Source organism: Lentimonas sp. CC4, from assembly GCF_902728235.1.
Lineage (GTDB): Bacteria > Verrucomicrobiota > Verrucomicrobiia > Opitutales > Coraliomargaritaceae > Lentimonas.
Window position 1 is genome coordinate 3,211,772 of the sequence record NZ_CACVBO010000001.1, and the last position, 16,699, is coordinate 3,228,470.

The 16,699-nt window shown below is 51.1% G+C and carries 17 protein-coding genes; 10 read left to right on the forward strand and 7 right to left on the reverse strand.

The window, feature by feature from the left end:
* Positions 1-313: 313 nt before the first annotated feature.
* From GZZ87_RS13710 to GZZ87_RS13720, 3 genes are read right to left on the reverse strand one after another with little or no spacing between them, the layout of a single operon-like run.
* A complete protein-coding gene (locus GZZ87_RS13710; RefSeq protein ID WP_162026329.1) occupies positions 314-2,572 on the reverse strand; it encodes a transglutaminaseTgpA domain-containing protein in 2,259 nt (752 codons plus the stop codon).
* Positions 2,535-3,686 (reverse strand): DUF58 domain-containing protein, encoded by a 1,152-nt coding sequence (locus GZZ87_RS13715; protein ID WP_162026330.1) that lies wholly within the window; start codon positions 3,684-3,686, stop codon positions 2,535-2,537. Before GZZ87_RS13715 ends, GZZ87_RS13710 begins: the two co-directional genes overlap by 38 nt.
* 20 nt (positions 3,687-3,706) lie before the next feature.
* Positions 3,707-4,675 carry a MoxR family ATPase gene (locus tag GZZ87_RS13720; protein WP_162026332.1) on the reverse strand — a complete coding sequence of 323 codons (969 nt, stop codon included), beginning with the start codon at positions 4,673-4,675 and terminating at the stop codon, positions 3,707-3,709.
* A 364-nt stretch (positions 4,676-5,039) separates the two neighbouring features.
* On the opposite strand from GZZ87_RS13720, the gene GZZ87_RS13725 reads away from it, so the two are divergent.
* The 10 genes from GZZ87_RS13725 (at position 5,040) to GZZ87_RS13770 (ending at position 13,777) form a co-directional block, all read left to right on the forward strand.
* On the forward strand, positions 5,040-5,498 hold the full coding sequence (locus GZZ87_RS13725; RefSeq protein ID WP_162026334.1) for a response regulator transcription factor: 459 nt from the start codon (positions 5,040-5,042) through the stop codon (positions 5,496-5,498).
* A 90-nt stretch (positions 5,499-5,588) separates the two neighbouring features.
* Positions 5,589-6,026: a type II secretion system major pseudopilin GspG gene (gene gspG, locus GZZ87_RS13730; RefSeq protein ID WP_162026335.1), complete on the forward strand. Its 438-nt coding sequence runs from the start codon at positions 5,589-5,591 to the stop codon at positions 6,024-6,026.
* Positions 6,013-6,540: a type II secretion system protein gene (locus tag GZZ87_RS13735; protein ID WP_162026337.1), complete on the forward strand. Its 528-nt coding sequence runs from the start codon at positions 6,013-6,015 to the stop codon at positions 6,538-6,540. The genes gspG and GZZ87_RS13735 overlap by 14 nt, the downstream gene beginning before the upstream one ends.
* Positions 6,537-7,001 carry a prepilin-type N-terminal cleavage/methylation domain-containing protein gene (locus GZZ87_RS13740; RefSeq protein ID WP_162026339.1) on the forward strand — a complete coding sequence of 155 codons (465 nt, stop codon included), beginning with the start codon at positions 6,537-6,539 and terminating at the stop codon, positions 6,999-7,001. Before GZZ87_RS13735 ends, GZZ87_RS13740 begins: the two co-directional genes overlap by 4 nt.
* Positions 7,001-7,900 carry a type II secretion system protein gene (locus GZZ87_RS13745; RefSeq protein WP_162026340.1) on the forward strand — a complete coding sequence of 300 codons (900 nt, stop codon included), beginning with the start codon at positions 7,001-7,003 and terminating at the stop codon, positions 7,898-7,900. Before GZZ87_RS13740 ends, GZZ87_RS13745 begins: the two co-directional genes overlap by 1 nt.
* A gap of 1 nt (position 7,901) precedes the next feature.
* Positions 7,902-9,029, forward strand: a complete 1,128-nt coding sequence (locus tag GZZ87_RS13750; RefSeq protein WP_162026342.1) for a type II secretion system protein GspK — start codon at positions 7,902-7,904, stop codon at positions 9,027-9,029.
* Between the two features lie 22 nt (positions 9,030-9,051).
* On the forward strand, positions 9,052-10,419 hold the full coding sequence (locus tag GZZ87_RS13755; protein ID WP_162026344.1) for a hypothetical protein: 1,368 nt from the start codon (positions 9,052-9,054) through the stop codon (positions 10,417-10,419).
* Positions 10,419-10,988, forward strand: coding sequence for a hypothetical protein (locus GZZ87_RS13760; protein ID WP_162026346.1), 570 nt, complete (start codon positions 10,419-10,421; stop codon positions 10,986-10,988). Before GZZ87_RS13755 ends, GZZ87_RS13760 begins: the two co-directional genes overlap by 1 nt.
* Before the next feature lie 28 nt (positions 10,989-11,016).
* Complete coding sequence (locus tag GZZ87_RS13765) at positions 11,017-13,203, forward strand: secretin N-terminal domain-containing protein (RefSeq protein WP_162026347.1); 2,187 nt, start codon at positions 11,017-11,019, stop codon at positions 13,201-13,203.
* Positions 13,204-13,240: 37 nt separating this feature from the next.
* Positions 13,241-13,777 (forward strand): hypothetical protein, encoded by a 537-nt coding sequence (locus tag GZZ87_RS13770; protein ID WP_162026349.1) that lies wholly within the window; start codon positions 13,241-13,243, stop codon positions 13,775-13,777.
* A 39-nt stretch (positions 13,778-13,816) separates the two neighbouring features.
* Here GZZ87_RS13770 and GZZ87_RS13775 read toward each other — a convergent pair whose 3' ends face one another.
* The 4 genes from GZZ87_RS13775 to GZZ87_RS13790 form a co-directional block, all read right to left on the reverse strand.
* Positions 13,817-14,326, reverse strand: coding sequence for a hypothetical protein (locus GZZ87_RS13775; protein ID WP_162026350.1), 510 nt, complete (start codon positions 14,324-14,326; stop codon positions 13,817-13,819).
* A gap of 29 nt (positions 14,327-14,355) precedes the next feature.
* Positions 14,356-15,324 carry a BadF/BadG/BcrA/BcrD ATPase family protein gene (locus tag GZZ87_RS13780; protein WP_162026352.1) on the reverse strand — a complete coding sequence of 323 codons (969 nt, stop codon included), beginning with the start codon at positions 15,322-15,324 and terminating at the stop codon, positions 14,356-14,358.
* 90 nt (positions 15,325-15,414) lie between these two features.
* Positions 15,415-16,086, reverse strand: coding sequence for a hypothetical protein (locus GZZ87_RS13785; RefSeq protein WP_162026354.1), 672 nt, complete (start codon positions 16,084-16,086; stop codon positions 15,415-15,417).
* A 42-nt stretch (positions 16,087-16,128) separates the two neighbouring features.
* On the reverse strand, positions 16,129-16,692 hold the full coding sequence (locus tag GZZ87_RS13790; protein ID WP_162026355.1) for a hypothetical protein: 564 nt from the start codon (positions 16,690-16,692) through the stop codon (positions 16,129-16,131).
* Positions 16,693-16,699: the final 7 nt, after the last annotated feature.

Here is a 16,699-nt window from a genome sequence, read left to right on the forward strand (position 1 = left end):
AGTTAGAAGCTGAGCATCAGTGTTTTATGGCGTCTTAGACGCTCGCCAAATGGCTTCGCCCTTCGGTTGCCCCCAAGGGCATAATAAGTGTCGCTGCGCTCGGTAGGCGGCTAAAGGAGAATCTACAAAGGCTTCATAATCGAAGACTAACTTCGAACTCCTGAATCTAGGATAAAGGTGCGTAGGTTCGCACAACTCTTGCTCGGCAACAGCTATACTGCCGCGCATAAAGAATTGTAATTTTTCGCTCAACACATTCGGGAGGGAAGAGCCTCGTCCTGCGGCGTGTGGGTGCTTTGGTTCTGTGCTGCCTTTAGCTGCCGTCATTTGCATTGCGTCGTGCACCGCTCAATCCGCGCCTGCTACGTAAAATTCGTTTCGCTCTTTTAAGGATCGGCCGAGCATCTGCCACCGAAACATCGGGTCCAAAGCGGAGCGCTTCCAAGTCACCACGAACGGTTTCTAGCCTTAGATCCTGTGTATCTGATTCCTCGATACGCACACGCAGTCGCGCTAGATAGCGAGCAGCCTCACGCCGAACTGCGCCCAAGCCAGCAGGGCGTCTTAGTAGGCGACGCAATATATCCACCAAGTAATAGCGAGCCCGCCAAATGCCTACCGCCACTAAACAAAGCACGGCAAACACACCTGTGCGAACAACACTACGACGACTAAAAGGCCGTGCGATCCACTCTTGGACCGACGCACCCATTTCCTTTAGCCGTGCCTTAATTGCGTCTAAAAGCTCATCGCCTAAGTCAATCATCGTCGACGCAATTTCAACTTGATCATCTTGATCAAAATTCACGATCCGTCGATACCACTGCATACGTAGGCTATCCACCCATGCGCTCATCCCTGTTTCGATTTCAAAATTTGCGGGTGTAGGGATTTCGGGGTCATTCGGACTCGCTCCAGGAGTGGGATCCACGCGCAGCCACTCTTGCGTCTGTGCATCATAAATCTCAACCCACGCATGCGCATCGCTATTACGAACCACAAAGAAATCTTCGACCGCATTCCAGCCACCACCCACAAAGCCGACTGCCATGCGGGCCGGATAGCCAGCATCTCTCGCCAATAGAACAAATGCTCCCGCAAATAATTCACAGTGACCGAGAGTGCCCTCTGTGACCCAACCAACGACGGGATCGCCCGCTCCATCCGCGCCATTGGGCTTCAAGGAATAGCGAAAGTTCTGCCTCAAGTAACTCGTCACGATCTGACTATATTGCGAAGCTGACAGTCCGTCGACATCATCAATCAGCTTACGATTCAGTTGAGTGAGACGCTCACGATCTTCGGCCTTCATATTCAGCTCTAAAGTCGTCAATGGGTAGCGCACCACCCCATCCTGCTCGGCGTAAGAATCACCAGTGAACTCAGCAAATGCCTGATTCTCAGCATCCGAAGCCGGTGCACGCACAGACCACACTAGATCCTCAATTTGATACGAAAACGCACTTTGCGGCACATGGTCGAGCCCGATCACATGCATATCTGGCAGCAGCACCATATCTTGCTTCGGCGGAGGAAAGCGCATGGAGTGGAAGGTGCCAGGCAAGGGCAAATACTGACTCACACGGTCTTCAAAAAAGAACGTCCACTTCTGTGCTCGGCGCTCCTTCCGAGGAATGCTCCAGTCCTCCCACCCCGCAAGTTCCCGAACGCGTTCCTGTCGACGAAACTCACGACTGAGCGGAGACAAACGAAACTGCCCATCATGATATTGATCCAACACCAAAATACGCCAATACGGCGTCGATTGAATGGCCGCCATACTCGGCACATCGACACGTAATGCGATACTATGATCTTCAGTGATTTCGGAAACTGAGCCAAGTTTCACATTATCGCTAAATCCCGATTTAGGCTTCGACTCCAACTGCAGAAAGGGAATGGCTTGTTCCAAATTAAAGCGCGGTATCAAGATAAAAATACCAGTGGAAGCAGCCACGACAAAGGCAAAAAGCAACGCCCCCAAAGCCAAGACCCGAAGATCTAGCACATGCCATACACGCCGCACTAAGTGGCTCCAACTGAACTGCTTCCAATCCGGCTGATAACTCACACTTTCGGATCCACGATCTAGCAAGCAGATCACAAACAGTAACGCCATCGCCACAGGCGTGAACAATAATATCTGCACCGCAAAGAGCAGCGATACTGTCAACGCGCCTGATACAACTAGACTAAACAGACACAACAGCACGAGTTGTAGGTCCTCGCGACGTGAGCGCGGAGCAAGTGTCCGGTAAAGTAACAACAGGATCACCATCCGCATCAAAGGCGGAAAGAAGTTTACGAAACCGAACGCGAAATCAACCAGCGTGACCACCAATATCGCCGGCCCCGCGATACGCCATGCCATCGGCGGAATAGCGGCAACCCAACGTGGTGCAACCAAGGCCACACAAACAGCGACACAGCCGAGCAATAGATGCAGCCCGCTATCCAACTCCAGCGCACTCAACGCCCAAAGAGACAGCAAAGCCAAGACGACTCCAATCAGCCACTTTAGCTCATGCAGTTCTTCAAGAGTGAGTCTGACCTGCTTGATTTGCTTCGACATAAATCGCGACTCCACTCTCCCCGCATGGTCGAAAGGTTAAACGGTTGGACCGCACAAACGCCTCAGGCAATTCAGCCTGCGGCTGACGCTCTAGGCATGCCAATTGGTCGAAGAAATCATGCAGTTCGTGAATATTTCGAACCGGCATCGCTCCAGAATCACCTATCAGCACTGACTCTAAACGGCCAAGATGAAATAAGTCTTCGGCCAAGGAACAGGCCAAAGAGCACAACACTTCAAACTGCTGCGGTGTCCAGCGAGATGCATCGGGGTCGAGCTGCAAATGATAGCCACTCTCGCCCTCCTGTGCGAGTTGGCGGATCATCAATCTCCGCATACGAGCCGTCGCTTTCCAATGAACCAGTCGAGGCGCATCGCCGCGCTCATAGGGGCGAATATTTAGCAAATCATTGCCGAGCCCTGAGTTTTTACGCGAAGCCCCCGCAGAGATACGTTGCCCACCGGGCGATGCCAGAAAGCTATAGTCAATACGCGCAGGCCAGACCAGCACCGACGTCTCCGAGTCGCTCCCAATTGTCTTTTGCAAAAATCCGAACGGGAACTGCGACTGCACACCCGACAACCGCAATTGATAGCGACCACGTCGCTGCGGCACGAACGTCCATTCCAATTTACACGATTCGCCAGCGCTCAATGCCTGATGCATGTAAAGGCGTTCGCTCGCCTCCGCCATTTCAGTGTCCACTCGAAAGCAAATCGCCATCGATGGGAACAGTGCTTTCGCATTCGCCAAATCCACTTCAGCCATCCCGACTTCTCCAACCTTTAGATGCGCCGGAGCCTGCAACTCCCACTGCAGCTTCCGAAAATTCATCCACGACAAAATACCACTTAAAATCAAGCTACTCAACAGCAGTGAAAGTGACAGAAATAGAATGTTACTCGCGGTGTTGTAAGCAGCGAGACCGAGGCCGAGCGATACAATGATCAAACACCAACCAGTCAGCGTCAGTCGTGTTTGCAGTAAATGACCAGGCAGTATTTGCCGCAGAAACAACGGCAAAAACCGGTGCTCCTGCTGCCGCGCAGTTGCAAAGAAATCCGGATCCGTCCAGTCGTGCCAATGACTTAGCTCTGTATTCTTATGTGCCATCTATCGAAAAGCGACCGAGTTCAAGTAGGCTCGGCGATCGCATCTAAGATCCCAACCAGCAAACCCTCGATCGAGCGCCGTTCTTCCAGAGGATCCGACATCGGCTTGCTCAGTGCGAGTCGGTGGCTGAAGACTGGCACGACGAGACTACGCACGTCCTCAGGCAGAACAAATGCACGCCCCTGCGCCAAAGCACGGGCCTGCGCAGCGATCTTAAGCGACAACGTGCCACGCGGACTCACGCCAGATCGGAAAGCACGCTCGGCGCGCGTCGCTTGCACAATTTCGACGATGTAGTCATACACTGTATCTTCGATAAAAACATCACGCACATAGGATTGCAGCTCACTGACTTCAGTCCGAGACACAACGACATCAGCCTCCAAATGGTCGTAATGTAAATTACCATGTTTAAGGATCTCCAGCTCGTATTCACGTTCTGGATACCCGACATTTATGCGCATAAGGAAGCGGTCCATCTGACTCTCTGGCAGCGGAAATGTGCCCTCGTAATCAACCGGATTTTGTGTCGCGATCACCATAAATGGCGGCGGCACGGTATAAGTCTGCCCATCCACCGAGAGTTTGCCGCGCCCCATCACCTCAAGTAGGCTGGACTGGGTCTTCGGCGTCGTGCGGTTGATCTCATCGGCCAATACGATATTTGCAAAAATGGGCCCACGTTTAAACGAGAATTCGCGCTCCTTTTCGTCATAAATCGACACACCAATAATATCTGACGGCAGCATATCGCTGGTAAACTGTATCCGTGAAAACGAGCAATCAATCGAGCGCGCCAAGCAATATGCCATGGTTGTTTTACCCAAGCCTGGCAAATCTTCGATCAAAATATGACCGCCTGCCAATAAGGTAATGATCACCTGATCGACTGCGTGTGTCTTCCCCTTAATGGTGCGTTCGATGTTTTGACGTAAGCGGTCGACGACTTCGAGTGCTCTGGGTGCTGGAATAGCTGCTCCTAGTTTCATTCGATAAACCATGTAAAATATGCCCAGAGAAGCAATAGGAACTGTCTATTTCTGCTCAAATTCAAATGTGTGCGCAACACTGGTCGAGAACGCTACATACCAAAAAATCAGTCGAAGCGACTGGAGTAATGCGATGAAGACTGAGTCGGTTCCTGCCATATCGACCTCACCCCTTGCACAGGTTCAAGCCTCATCGTGTTTTCCGCCCCCCACCGTAAGCCAGCACTCATCAACCCAATGCGCATCATCTCACATTCATTACTTACAACAAATCGTTATCTATCACCGAAAAACCCTCGACAGCGAAGCCACTCGAAAGCTTAATTCTAGCACCTGAGAATCGGCCACTCCTTACCAAAATCGCATGAAAACTGTTTATATCATCGAAGACGAAGAAATCCTTCGAGACCTACTGACCACCTTTTTTGCCTCCACATTTCCAGATCTAGAGGTGGTCGGCATGTCTGGCAATGGTGGCGAAGGTATCGAGCAATGCCTAGAGCTAGCGCCAGACCTAGTAATCGTAGACATCCAGCTCCCCGAGGTCAACGGCCTGGAAATCTTACACTTACTCAAGCGTAAGTTCCCAAAAATCAAGATTCTCGTATTTTCAGGTAAAACTTCCCCGCAAACAGTTAAAATCGCAGTGCGTGGCAATGCAGACGGATTTATCAACAAAATTTCAGGAATTGATGAGCTTACGAAGGCGATACGTGCAGTGCAAAAGGACGAGGAATTCTTCAGTCCTGAAATCTTAGACCAAGTCATGCGAATACGCGAAGAAGGCTCTGCCCATCAGTCTCGCCCACCATTTTTCGAATAATTCAAACAACTGGCACTTTTTTTAGTCGCACGAGTCTAAGCATTGACTACTACCCGCAACTTTCTCGAACAAAAGACCATTCATTCCTTCATGAAATCCACCCCATCACTTCTCTCCTCAAGTAAACTCCACCGTAAAAGTGGCTTCAGTTTGATCGAAATCCTCATCGTGATCGCACTCGTCGCGGTGCTCGCGACATTATCCATCGGCAAGTTGGATACCATCTTCGGAGGTCAGCAGGAAAAAACAGCAAGTATGTTCGTCAAGAGCTCAGTAAAAGCTCCGCTGATTGCATATCGCCTAGACATCGGAAGCTATCCCTCGAGCGAAGAGGGCCTTGCCGCCCTAATGAAACCACCTGCGGGTAAAGAGGGGAAATGGAAAGGCCCTTATGTGGAACAAGCGCCGGTCGACCCGTGGGGCAATCCGTATCAATATCAATTTCCAGGTGCGAAGAATGTAAGTGGCGCACGTAGCTACGACATATGGACGCTAGGCCCGGACGGCAAAGAAATTGGCAACTGGTAAACATCCCAGCCAGACGCTCGCAACATCGGGCTTCACGCTAATCGAGATAATCATGGTGCTCGGGCTGATGGCCTTTGCTGCCGCAGTCACGATCACCAACTTCGCATCAATGGCAGATCGCGGGAACTCTTATACCAGCGAAGAAATCCTACAAGCAGCAGTGCGCGAAGCACGCTTCATCGCAGCCAGCGAACGAACGGTCACTGAACTGCGCTTTGATAAAGAAAGCGGGAGTCTTCTAATTTCAGGGGAAACTGCTAGCGGTGAACCCTTTAAATTGGACGATAGCTTCAATCAAGACGGGCCAGCGAAGATACAGTTTTACCTAGTTCCGCCTTCCGAAGGGCTTGCACCGCCCACCGACGCTAGGCGCACACGACTCGAAACCACAGTAGTAAAATTCGCCCCCGATCGCAGTGCGTCCCCCTTTGTTGCCGACATCGACACCGGCAGTGGCACCCCCCTGCGCATGATTTTTGACCCCTTCTCCAGTTTGTTGATCACACCTAAATGAGTCCACGCCGCACAGTTCACGGATTCTCACTGATCGAAGTGGTAATCGCACTGGCGCTGTTTGCAATGGCATCCGTCGTCTTAACGTCCACCTTTGTGAACGCCCTACTCGCACGCGAGCACGGCCAAAGTAACGACATTCGCAATGCCGACATCCGTGCCGTGCGCATGCAGATCCTACTCGAGCCTAACATCGAAGATGCCGAGAACGGAGACCGCTACGAAACGCTCGAAAATGGCACTGCAACATGGAGCGCAACCATCGAGCCAACCAACGTCGTCGATTTGTTTCAAGTGCAACTCAGCATTGAGTTTAGCGAGCCTCAGGATCAACAAGCAACATCCCACACGGAGACCCTTTATTTACTGCGCCCTACATGGTCAGAATCCGACGAACGCTCTCAACTGCTTCAGGACAAAAAAGACGACCTACAACACTCACGCGATTTCGACCGATTCTAATGCTCGAACAACCAACAGCTAGTGCTGCGCCATCTGTGGACTTCGACGCGCTCAGTCGCGCCGCAGACCTCCGTCGACAACAGCCATCAACGGCAGGCATGACGATGCTTGAGGTGATCCTTGCAATTGCAGTGGCAGGCTTCGTCCTTGCAGCAGCCGTCTCTCTACTCGTATCAATCAGCAGTATTTGGTCAGAGCGCGCGCAGCGACATTTCTTTGTCGATCATGTCGATGGCGTCACCGAATTTCTCAACGCCACCTTCGCCACAGCAGGCACCGAGATCGCGACAAGCGACAATAATAGCGCCTCAAGCGGCGAATCGAACGAAGACGAAGGCGAAGCCGGAGTCGATACACCCGAAATCGAAGTGCCTAGTGATGAGACAAACGGCACGATAAAGGAAAAGGGTGACGCTGGTAATAGTGATACATCCAGTTCCGGCGGTGGCCTGCTGCAAACCTCTGATGATCCGGTTAGCTGGGCACGACCGCCCGGATTTTCAGAATCCAAGGAGCCACTCCTGAACTTTAAACTCACTCAAGCGCCACCGATACTAGTTGGCATTGAGAACGCCCCACTGCTCGGCCTCGACACATTCCTGTATTTTGACAAGTCCGAAGGCCTCAGCCTACTCTGGTATTCGATTCTTCAAGAAGATTCAGAAGATATCAACGACCTGCGTCGCACGATGATCAGCCCACTGGTAACTGGTATCAAATACATATACTGGGATGAAAGCTTCGAGCGATGGGAGGAAGAAGACCAACCTATGGAAGGCGACGGCAACGACCAATATTTACTCCCCCGCTTTATAAAATTAACTTTCGAGCATGAAGGTGAAACTCAAGAGCGCACTTTCACGATACCGGTTCCGTCCCGAACAGCGCTCATCTATTAATATGCTCAAAACAAACGCACAGCACCAGCAAGCGAAGCACGACCGCGCCCCCGCCAATCGGCAGCGCGGCAGTGTGCTGGTCGCAGTGCTCGCGATTATTTTAGTCATCACCTTCATGGTCACACGCTTCATGGACGAAGCCGTCGATGACCTAGAATATCGATCGATTTTCAATGAACCAGCGGACGTGCGCTCGTTTGGTTATGGCATGCTGGAAGTGGCTCTTGCCACCGTGCAGGAAGTCGCGCTCATCGACGACGGCAAGCTCTACGCAGGCGAACAAGGCTGGAACGATCCGATCACCTATGCCGGGATCACGATTCCGAACGGATGGGAGATCGATATCAACATCCGCGACGAAGGCGGCAAACTTCCACTCAATACCATGAGCGAGGATCTCCTCAACAAGCTCCTCGAAGAAACGCTAGACTTCGATTTCGGCACCGCACGCGAACTCAGCAGCACCTTAGTCGATTGGATCGATGAGGACGACAGCAAACGCCTCAACGGTGCTGAATCCGACGATTATCTAAGAAATAATCCACCTTATAAAGCAGCAAACCGCCCGCTCCAGACGCTCGACGAACTGCGCTTGTTAAAAGTATGGGAGGACGAGTTTTTCGATCAGGACGGCAACCCAAATGAATTATTCATTCAGCTCTCAGGGTTGGTCTCAGTCGTGAACACTGGAGCAGTCAACCTCAACGCAGCGCCCGCCGAAGTGCTCGAAGTCTTGGCACTAGAAAGCGGCTGGCAAGAAGACTACCTCTTTGACGGGCTCGATGACCCGTATCTAAAGAGTCCACCGGAAGGAGCGGGTGAAACCAGTGGAGTCGAGATCAACCTTCTACGCGTCACCGTCACCCTCCGACGTGGCGATGTGCCATTTATCATCAGCGCACTCGTCGAACCAGCTTTCAGCACAGAATCAGGATCTGACGGAGGCGTTGGCGCTGCCCCAGGTAGTTCAGCAGACGATGCACCAAAAACCGGTTCGGTTGAAGAGCAAGACGCCATGAATTTCCCTTTTAAGATCCTACAATTGAGCGAATACACTCAAGGTGGCGCAGAAACCCCGTCAGCTCGCCATTCCGCGATGGACATTGGCGAAGAAAGCGCTTCTTTCTAAGCCAAATTAGTTATACAGCCCCGTGATAGACAGTAACCCCACATCGACCCCCACTGAAACTGCCCCAGCAGAGCAAGTGCTCGTCCTACCCGGTCATCTGTTTTTCATCGAAAGGATCGAGGTGCCAGTCGACCTAGAGCCGTCTGAAATACAAGATTTTGTTGAGCTGAGCCTTGAGTCGATCGCCCCCTTCCCCATCGACCAGCTGAATTGGGGCTACCTCTATAGCGAAGACGCACCCGACATCCTGCTCTACGCCACACATCGTGATCGTCTCATGGCTGCCGGCTACACTGAGCTGCAGAGCTACGCATGGGTGCTTCCTGATTTTTCAACGCTCACAGGCGCATGCTTTCCAGACGAGACATTGGTCGCGTTGGAATCAGCAGATAACGTCAGCCTGCTACTCTTTGCTAAAGGTGCTAGTATCCCGAGCACTGTTCTAGTCACGCCGCTCGCCGAGGCCTCCTTAGGCAACGTGCTCAAAGCGGTCAACGAGCTCAAAGCCAGCGCACCCGATCTGCCTAAAACCGCCGCAACGCTTAACATACGCACCAGTGCGGTCGAGTTGAACGAACAAGGCCTGCCAACGTTCGTCCACGAATCTGCCGACGACTCACGCAGCGACCTCGAATATGGCGCGTGGACAACGCTCGTTCCGACCGAAGCACAGCTCTGGCAAGCAGATGTTCGCAGTGGCGACTTTAAAGAAACCGAACGCAGCGCCCGTCACTTAGGAGCCGTGCTACTACGGATTACTGGCTGGGCTGCCATTTTATCACTCGTGCTGATCGTTGGAGAGATTCTGTTGATGGCCTGTCTCGCTTGGGTCGGCACGCTCGATAATCAACTGGCGAACCAACAATCCGCCGTCTTCACAGTTGAGGAGAAACAAGCGCTCATGGTAAAACTCGAGCAGGTCTCTCAAAATGAGTTACGCCCCATCGCTATCCTAGAAGCGGCGAACACTATTCGCTTAGCGCAGAAACTGGGGATCGAATATGATAGCGCTATTATCGAAGGTCAAAATCACATCACCATCGAAGGCAAGGCCACCAGTATTAACGCACTCAACACTTACACCGAACACTTAAAGCGTTCCGGTCAGTTCGAGATCGTCGCAGCTCCAGAGTCCATCACCCGAGCAGGTAACACGACTTTTACCGTAACACTGGCCTACACGCACATCGAGCCAGAGGCACCAATCGCCGAGGAAGAAGTTATCGTAGTGGAAGAAGCCCCCATCATAGAAGAAACAGTGCCAACTGAGACGCCCGTTAAGATCGCACCTCCCTCAGCGCCTCGACTCTCCACACCTAGCGAGCGCGCAAAACCCCAACGTCGTGAACTTGTAACACCAACCACACCAACTGAGGAGGCCGAAATCTAATGCTACAACTCCTCAACAAAGCAAAGCGTCTCTTCTTAAGGATGTCCGTGCGTGAGAAGCTCCTCACCCTCCTGTTCATTCTCGTCATGCTCTTCATTTGGACAGGTAGCCTTCTGAGTCGCGCCTCCGCTCTGAACGATCACCGACAACTCGCTCAAGCCGACCTAGAAATACAGCAGCATTGGCTCGACCGTAGTGATGAGTATTCAGTCGGCCTGGCAAATGCACTCGAACGTGTCGACCCGCAGAAGACCTACGCAGGCTCGCAACTCTCAGGCCGTATTTTCAGTATCCTTCGTAAAGTAGCCCTCTCTGACCAAGCAGACATCGATCCTGTGCAAACACGGGAGGGCGAGATTTTCAACGACCATAACGTGCGCATACGTCTAAGCCGAATCTCGATTGCCCAATTAATTCAGTTCAACAAGCTACTCAGCCAAGAAACTCCTTACATCAACCTCCAGAGTGTCCGTGTGACGAAAAACCGAAAAAAACCTGAGGAACTGGATGCACGCTTTCAAATCAACTCCTTCGACCTGAACAACTCCTTCGACCTGAAGACCCAATAAGACGAATCCGCACCACGCTCTTTCGATCATGAATTCCACTTTTCGCACATTTCCACTCTTCATCAGTCTGCTCCTCGCATTTGTCACGATCAGCCACGCACAGGACGAGCGAATAGAGCCCGCAAGGCCAAGCTCAGAGATCGTCCCTCTAGAGCCTGAGGTTGACAATCCAGACGAAATGGTCGGCCTCATCGTGCTCAGTGATGAGACTGCCCTGCAAGTGCTCGACATGCTTGAGCAAATGACGGGCAAGATCATTTTACGTCGCCAAGACATCGCCGCCGTCAAAATTAACTTCAATTCCCGCGGCCCACTCACCAAAAGCGAAGCCGTCTTGGCACTCGAAAGTTTGCTCAGCCTGAACTCAATTATGCTCACTGATATGGGTGGACGTTTCATGAAGGCGGTGCCAGCCACCAGTGTAAACAGTCACGTGCCTGAGATGATTATTGGCAGCACACTCGATCGCCCAGCAAGTCAGCAAATCTACGCCAAACTCTTTAAATTCGATTACCTACAGGCCGAAGCCACCAGTGGCACTACCGTTCAGCCACTCTTATCGCAAAACTCCAGCGTCGTGGTCTTCCCGAAATCCAACGCCATGCTGATCACCGATGCGTTGATCAACCTACAACGCATTGAGCGCTTAGTCATGGAAATGGATAAGCCTCAAGTAATCCGCGAAGAGATCAAATTTATCAAACTGAATTTCATTCAGGCTTCTGAGATGCAGCAACGCATCGAAAGCTTAATTTCAGGCCCGCTAAAAAGCTACCTAGAAGGTAATACCAGCGTCGCTGCAGACGAGCGAACGAATCAGCTGATCCTGATCACCCACCCTGGCAATCTGGACGTCATTATGAATGTCATCGAGAGCGTTGATGTCGATGCCGCACCACTGACAGCCAGCGAAGTCTTCCCACTAAGACAGGCGAAGGCCGCAGAAGTCGTCTCCATCATCGATGAGATCATTTCCGGTCAGAAAGAAGGCACTGAAGAAGACACCAAAGTCGCCATTGAGAAAAATAAAGGCGCCAATCAAGATAATACCCAAGGCCCGCTTCCAGAAGGAGTCGGCACACCACAACAAACTGTCATCAACACAAAAACAGTCACCACTGAGAACGGAAGCTCCAGCAATAGCTCACTTCAGTTTTCAAACTTCGTCGGCCTTTCAGCCGACGAACGCACCAATGCCATCGTTGCCTATGGCACGCATAATGACTTGGAAACACTCAAAGAGTTGATCGATAAAATAGATCGACCGCTTCCGCAGGTGCTAATTGAAACTGTTATCTCACTAGTCCAACTCAAGGATGATAACAGTTTCGGAATCAACTCACTGAGCTTCGCTTACGATGGATCAACGAATACATTTACCGATATCGCACTTGGCACAGTTGGTGGCATCTCCATCACCGATGGTATTATCGATCTGGATAACCCCGAAGATTTCTCGCTCGCAGCTTCAATCGAACCAACGAATGAAGACGGTGACACTAAGCTACTTTCCGCTCCCAGCATTGTGGTGAGTCACAACGAAGAAGGCACAATTAATGTCAGCCAATCGTTCCCAATCATCACTTCATCAACGACTTTCAATGACAGTAACGGCAATACCAACGACAGCGTTGAATATAGAGATATTGGTATTTTACTCAAAGTCACACCGCTAATCGGTGCTGACGGAACCGTGCAAATGGTAATTGAGCAAACCATCGAGAACGTTGTCAGTGAAGTCGAGATTAACGGCAATAAACAACCAATCATCGGCAAGCGCGAAGCCACTTCAACCGTCAGTGTCAAAGATGGACAAATCGTCATCCTTGGTGGGCTCCAGCAAAACTCACGCATCAATTCAAACAGCTATTTCCCTCTGCTAGGATCGATTCCAGGGATCAAGAAACTATTTACTGGAGCCTCAGACAAGTTTGAGAAAACGGAAGTCATCATCTTCGTCCGCCCCAAAGTAATGCAAAACCCAGCCGAATCCGATCGCATCTCACGCGAATACTTGGAAAACGTGCTAGAGAAAGCAGCAATTCAAAAATACATGGAGAACGATTCAACCGGTGACATCTACCTAGAAGATAGTAAGATTGAACCTATGATCGAAAAACGTAAACAGGCCGAAGAAGCTGCGAAGGAAAACCCACTACCAATCGAAGAACCAGAGCCCAAGGAGCGCCCCTTCATTCGCTTTGGTAGTTATTAGTCCACAGCACCTACCCCACACGCAAAACCCACGCCACATGCACTTAAGAAATCTCATCAAGACTTCATTGATCGCAGCGGCATGCCTCACCTCCGGCATCGCGCTCTTTGCGAGCGAATCCAAACTAGAGAGTGATAGCCCTTTCTTGCCGCCAGGTTATAACAATAAAAAGCCCGAACCACCGAAACCAGTCAAACAAGTCAATGGTCCACTGTCGCGTGAACTAGAGTTTCGAGGAGTCGTCCAACTCGAAGGCGTCTACCAATTTAGTTTATTCCAGAAATCTGAAAACCGCGGCTATTGGATTGCTGAAAATGGGAGTGAAAACGGGATCAGCGTGCGTGACTTCAAAATCAAGACGATGACGATCACAGTCACGCTCAACGGCCGCGCCGAGCAACTCACATTAATGACTGCGACTGACAGTCCATTACCAGTCGCCACATCTCCAGCAGCCCAGCCACAAAAACAGCCCAGTCGACCAAACATCCCGGGGCTGAATACTACGAGCAAAAGGCCCTCCACCTCGAATCGGGTGATTCCACGTCGACGCGTGATTCTGCCGAAGAAATAGTCGGAGTTAGAACAGCCAATTGTTCAGTTTGAGCCTAGATCAGCAGTCAAAGATTACCAGCACTAGCCCGCTGCAATCGTGCTCATACTTATAAAAGTCCGACCAAAGGCCAGCGACTAGAAACGCGAACACAGAATCGCGATCCTCTTCGATTCGACCTGATCCGATCCATTTCGACGTCTTCAAATCAAACACTCTAAAACGTGCTCCAAGCACTGGAATCACATTACCATTGAGCGTCCATTCCGCCAGCGCTTGCCCACTATGCTGTGGTTGCTCGTAGCCAAACACACTCATGTGCGCAGTCAGTGGCCGACTTGATGGTAAACGATGAGGCACCCGCTCGAAAAAATCCACTTCACTGCCTTGATGCCAGTAAACGCGTGGTGCCTGCTTTGCACTAGGGTCCTCGCTCAACTGTCGACGAGCCGCATGACTGCGCAGGAACTTCGATAATTCCGCCGTCACAAGTTCCGCCGCTGCAGGTTCTTGATGAGGTTCATCAAACCATGCAGGCTCTGAATAATTGGTTCCGTTCGATACTGACATGATATAGCCGCGTAATGGCACTGAGACGCTCAGCCTACCAGTTCAGCAGTCAGTGCTTTCTCAAGTTCTTCAGGTAGCCCGTCATTCGATTTTTTACAAGCAACTACCACCGCCCCGACGATCGGAGACATGAGACTCTTCTGTATCAGAATTTGTGGCTCAGTGGCCTTTAATCGAGTGATAAACCGCTCACGGAACAGTTCAGACTTCTCCAAAAGACCACCGACCAGAACTAGCGGAGCCTCTTCCAAATTCGATTTACGATACGTCACTGTGACTGTGCGAACCAACTCCTCTACTCCACGATTAATAATATCGTCCGCATCGCTAACTCCAGCTTGAGCCAACTGTATCACCATAGGCGTGAGCGCAGCAACCTGTGGATTCGTGATTTCTCCGGTCTTTACCTTGCAAAGTAGCTCTTCAATGGAGGCGCAACGCAGGCGCTTTAAAACATTACGTTGCCATGGTCCCGCGGGCCGGCGGCCGTCAGATTCTTGGAATGTCATCTGCATCGCTTGTTTGCCGATCCATGACCCGCTGCCCAAATCATCATAAGCCGGCCCCCAGCCACCAGTGCGGTGCGTTAGGCCATTTCCATCACGCCCCAAGCAAATCGAACCAGTGCCAGCAATCAGCATTAGCCCAGGACGATTCGCAAGCGCACCGATCAGCGCGATATGCGCGTCGGATGTTAGAATCGGTGCCTCCGATGGCACAGGAGTCAAGCTGACTAACATCTCGCGTATTTCGTCTTTGTTTTTCGCGGACGCCGCACCAGCAAGTCCAAAGCATGAAGAGATATACTCAACATCATCCGGTAAATCCGTAAAGGTCTGGTCGAGCAACATTTGCAGATTACCATGCAACGCCTCCATACTCACTTGTTGAACATTTGATGGACCTGACACAGCTCGCCCAAGGATGTCTCCAGTTTCTGAGACGAGAAGACTTCGCGTGCGGGTTCCACCACCATCAATACCTAAATATGCTCTCATGCTATAGCTTATACATGGATAAGCACGGAACACACAAGACAGAGGAATAAAAAAATGCAATTTACGAGGAAGAACACTAGACGACTTACTTCACAGAATCGTCGCTGTCGATGGCTTCGACTCCACCTCCAGCGCAAACGTATCCACGGGCTCAATGATTGATTTGATAAAGTCAGACCAATCTGCCCGAGCCACGCCCATGTCCACTTGACCATCAAAGGTGGTAACCGTCTGATTTCTATTACGATATGCCGCGATCCGATCCCCCATCAAGTAACCGAATAAGCCTCCAAGGAAGAAACCAGCAATGAAGCAACCAGCCGTCACCTCCAGCGAGATGACCCGTAACACTACCACTTGTATCATCAAACCTAAAACACCAACGAAGGCCGCACCAATATATGAGAACGTTTTTTCAAAACCACTGACGATCTCATTGCCTACAATCAACGCATCAACCTTGCGCTTATCTTGGCAGGTAGTTGAAATTAGGACATATCTGGACCGAACCATGCCCTTGCCCTTCACGCTATGTATATCACTCCCTTGAGTGAGGCTCACGACACCCTTGAAATCATAATACCGACACTCCAGCTCAACACCATCGGCTGACTCATATTCTGAGACAGTCCAACCGTGTTGCTTCGCCATGCGCGCCTCAACGGCCCCAGTGATCCAGCGAAATAGCCCATTTGTTTGATCCGCGAGTGCCGTATCACTCAGTAAGTCTGGCTTTAATCTACGTGAATATCGATTAGGCATCGAAAACGTGTCTAACGTCCACGTAAACAACTTCAACTCAATTCAACTGAGACAGGCTGGTTTAAGTGGGGCATTCGCCCATTTAACAATCCCCCAGATCATTAAACCGAGCGACGAAACCCCTGCGGCAAGTGCGATCAGCACGCCTTTCACGATTAACCCAACGAAGCGGCCTAAGCTAAAAGGAGAAAACGAAACGATCCGAGGCTCTGAATCTCCTGTGACATTGAGTGTGACCTGACCAGCATCAGCCACCTCAACATAGCCTATGCTCTGACGCGCACGCCCATTCGACGAGAAGGTGGTATTCGCGGCACTCACTAACTCAAGCACCACGCCGCCCTTCCCTATCATCTCAATCTCTAAGCCATCTGGTAGTTCCTGTGCGTGATGATAGGTGCGGCCATCATACTCGGTCTGATAGTCATGCCACAGATAGTAGCGCCCTGGCGTCTCAACAAAAGCCATTGCGGTGCCTGGCGCTACAAATTCAACGAGATCGGTGCTGTCACGAAGTAATATCAGCACAATGGCCAAAGGCACACAAATCACACCCACTGCAAACAGTAGCACGCCTGCAATCATTTGTTTCAGTCCTGGTCTCATCCATGTC

Excerpts from the sequence above, each read along its gene's own strand:
- GZZ87_RS13740 (WP_162026339.1), top strand. The coding sequence starts at position 6,537 with ATGAGTCCACGCCGCACAGTTCACGGATTCTCACTGATCGAAGTGGTA.
- GZZ87_RS13760 (WP_162026346.1), top strand. The coding sequence starts at position 10,419 with ATGCTACAACTCCTCAACAAAGCAAAGCGTCTCTTCTTAAGGATGTCC.
- GZZ87_RS13785 (WP_162026354.1), bottom strand. The coding sequence starts at position 16,086 with ATGCCTAATCGATATTCACGTAGATTAAAGCCAGACTTACTGAGTGAT.
- GZZ87_RS13780 (WP_162026352.1), bottom strand. The coding sequence starts at position 15,324 with ATGAGAGCATATTTAGGTATTGATGGTGGTGGAACCCGCACGCGAAGT.
- GZZ87_RS13765 (WP_162026347.1), top strand. The coding sequence starts at position 11,017 with ATGAATTCCACTTTTCGCACATTTCCACTCTTCATCAGTCTGCTCCTC.
- GZZ87_RS13725 (WP_162026334.1), top strand. The coding sequence starts at position 5,040 with ATGAAAACTGTTTATATCATCGAAGACGAAGAAATCCTTCGAGACCTA.
- gspG (WP_162026335.1), top strand. The coding sequence starts at position 5,589 with ATGAAATCCACCCCATCACTTCTCTCCTCAAGTAAACTCCACCGTAAA.
- GZZ87_RS13745 (WP_162026340.1), top strand. The coding sequence starts at position 7,001 with ATGCTCGAACAACCAACAGCTAGTGCTGCGCCATCTGTGGACTTCGAC.
- GZZ87_RS13750 (WP_162026342.1), top strand. The coding sequence starts at position 7,902 with ATGCTCAAAACAAACGCACAGCACCAGCAAGCGAAGCACGACCGCGCC.
- GZZ87_RS13710 (WP_162026329.1), bottom strand. The coding sequence starts at position 2,572 with ATGTCGAAGCAAATCAAGCAGGTCAGACTCACTCTTGAAGAACTGCAT.
- GZZ87_RS13775 (WP_162026350.1), bottom strand. The coding sequence starts at position 14,326 with ATGTCAGTATCGAACGGAACCAATTATTCAGAGCCTGCATGGTTTGAT.
- GZZ87_RS13790 (WP_162026355.1), bottom strand. The coding sequence starts at position 16,692 with ATGAGACCAGGACTGAAACAAATGATTGCAGGCGTGCTACTGTTTGCA.
- GZZ87_RS13715 (WP_162026330.1), bottom strand. The coding sequence starts at position 3,686 with ATGGCACATAAGAATACAGAGCTAAGTCATTGGCACGACTGGACGGAT.
- GZZ87_RS13720 (WP_162026332.1), bottom strand. The coding sequence starts at position 4,675 with ATGAAACTAGGAGCAGCTATTCCAGCACCCAGAGCACTCGAAGTCGTC.
- GZZ87_RS13770 (WP_162026349.1), top strand. The coding sequence starts at position 13,241 with ATGCACTTAAGAAATCTCATCAAGACTTCATTGATCGCAGCGGCATGC.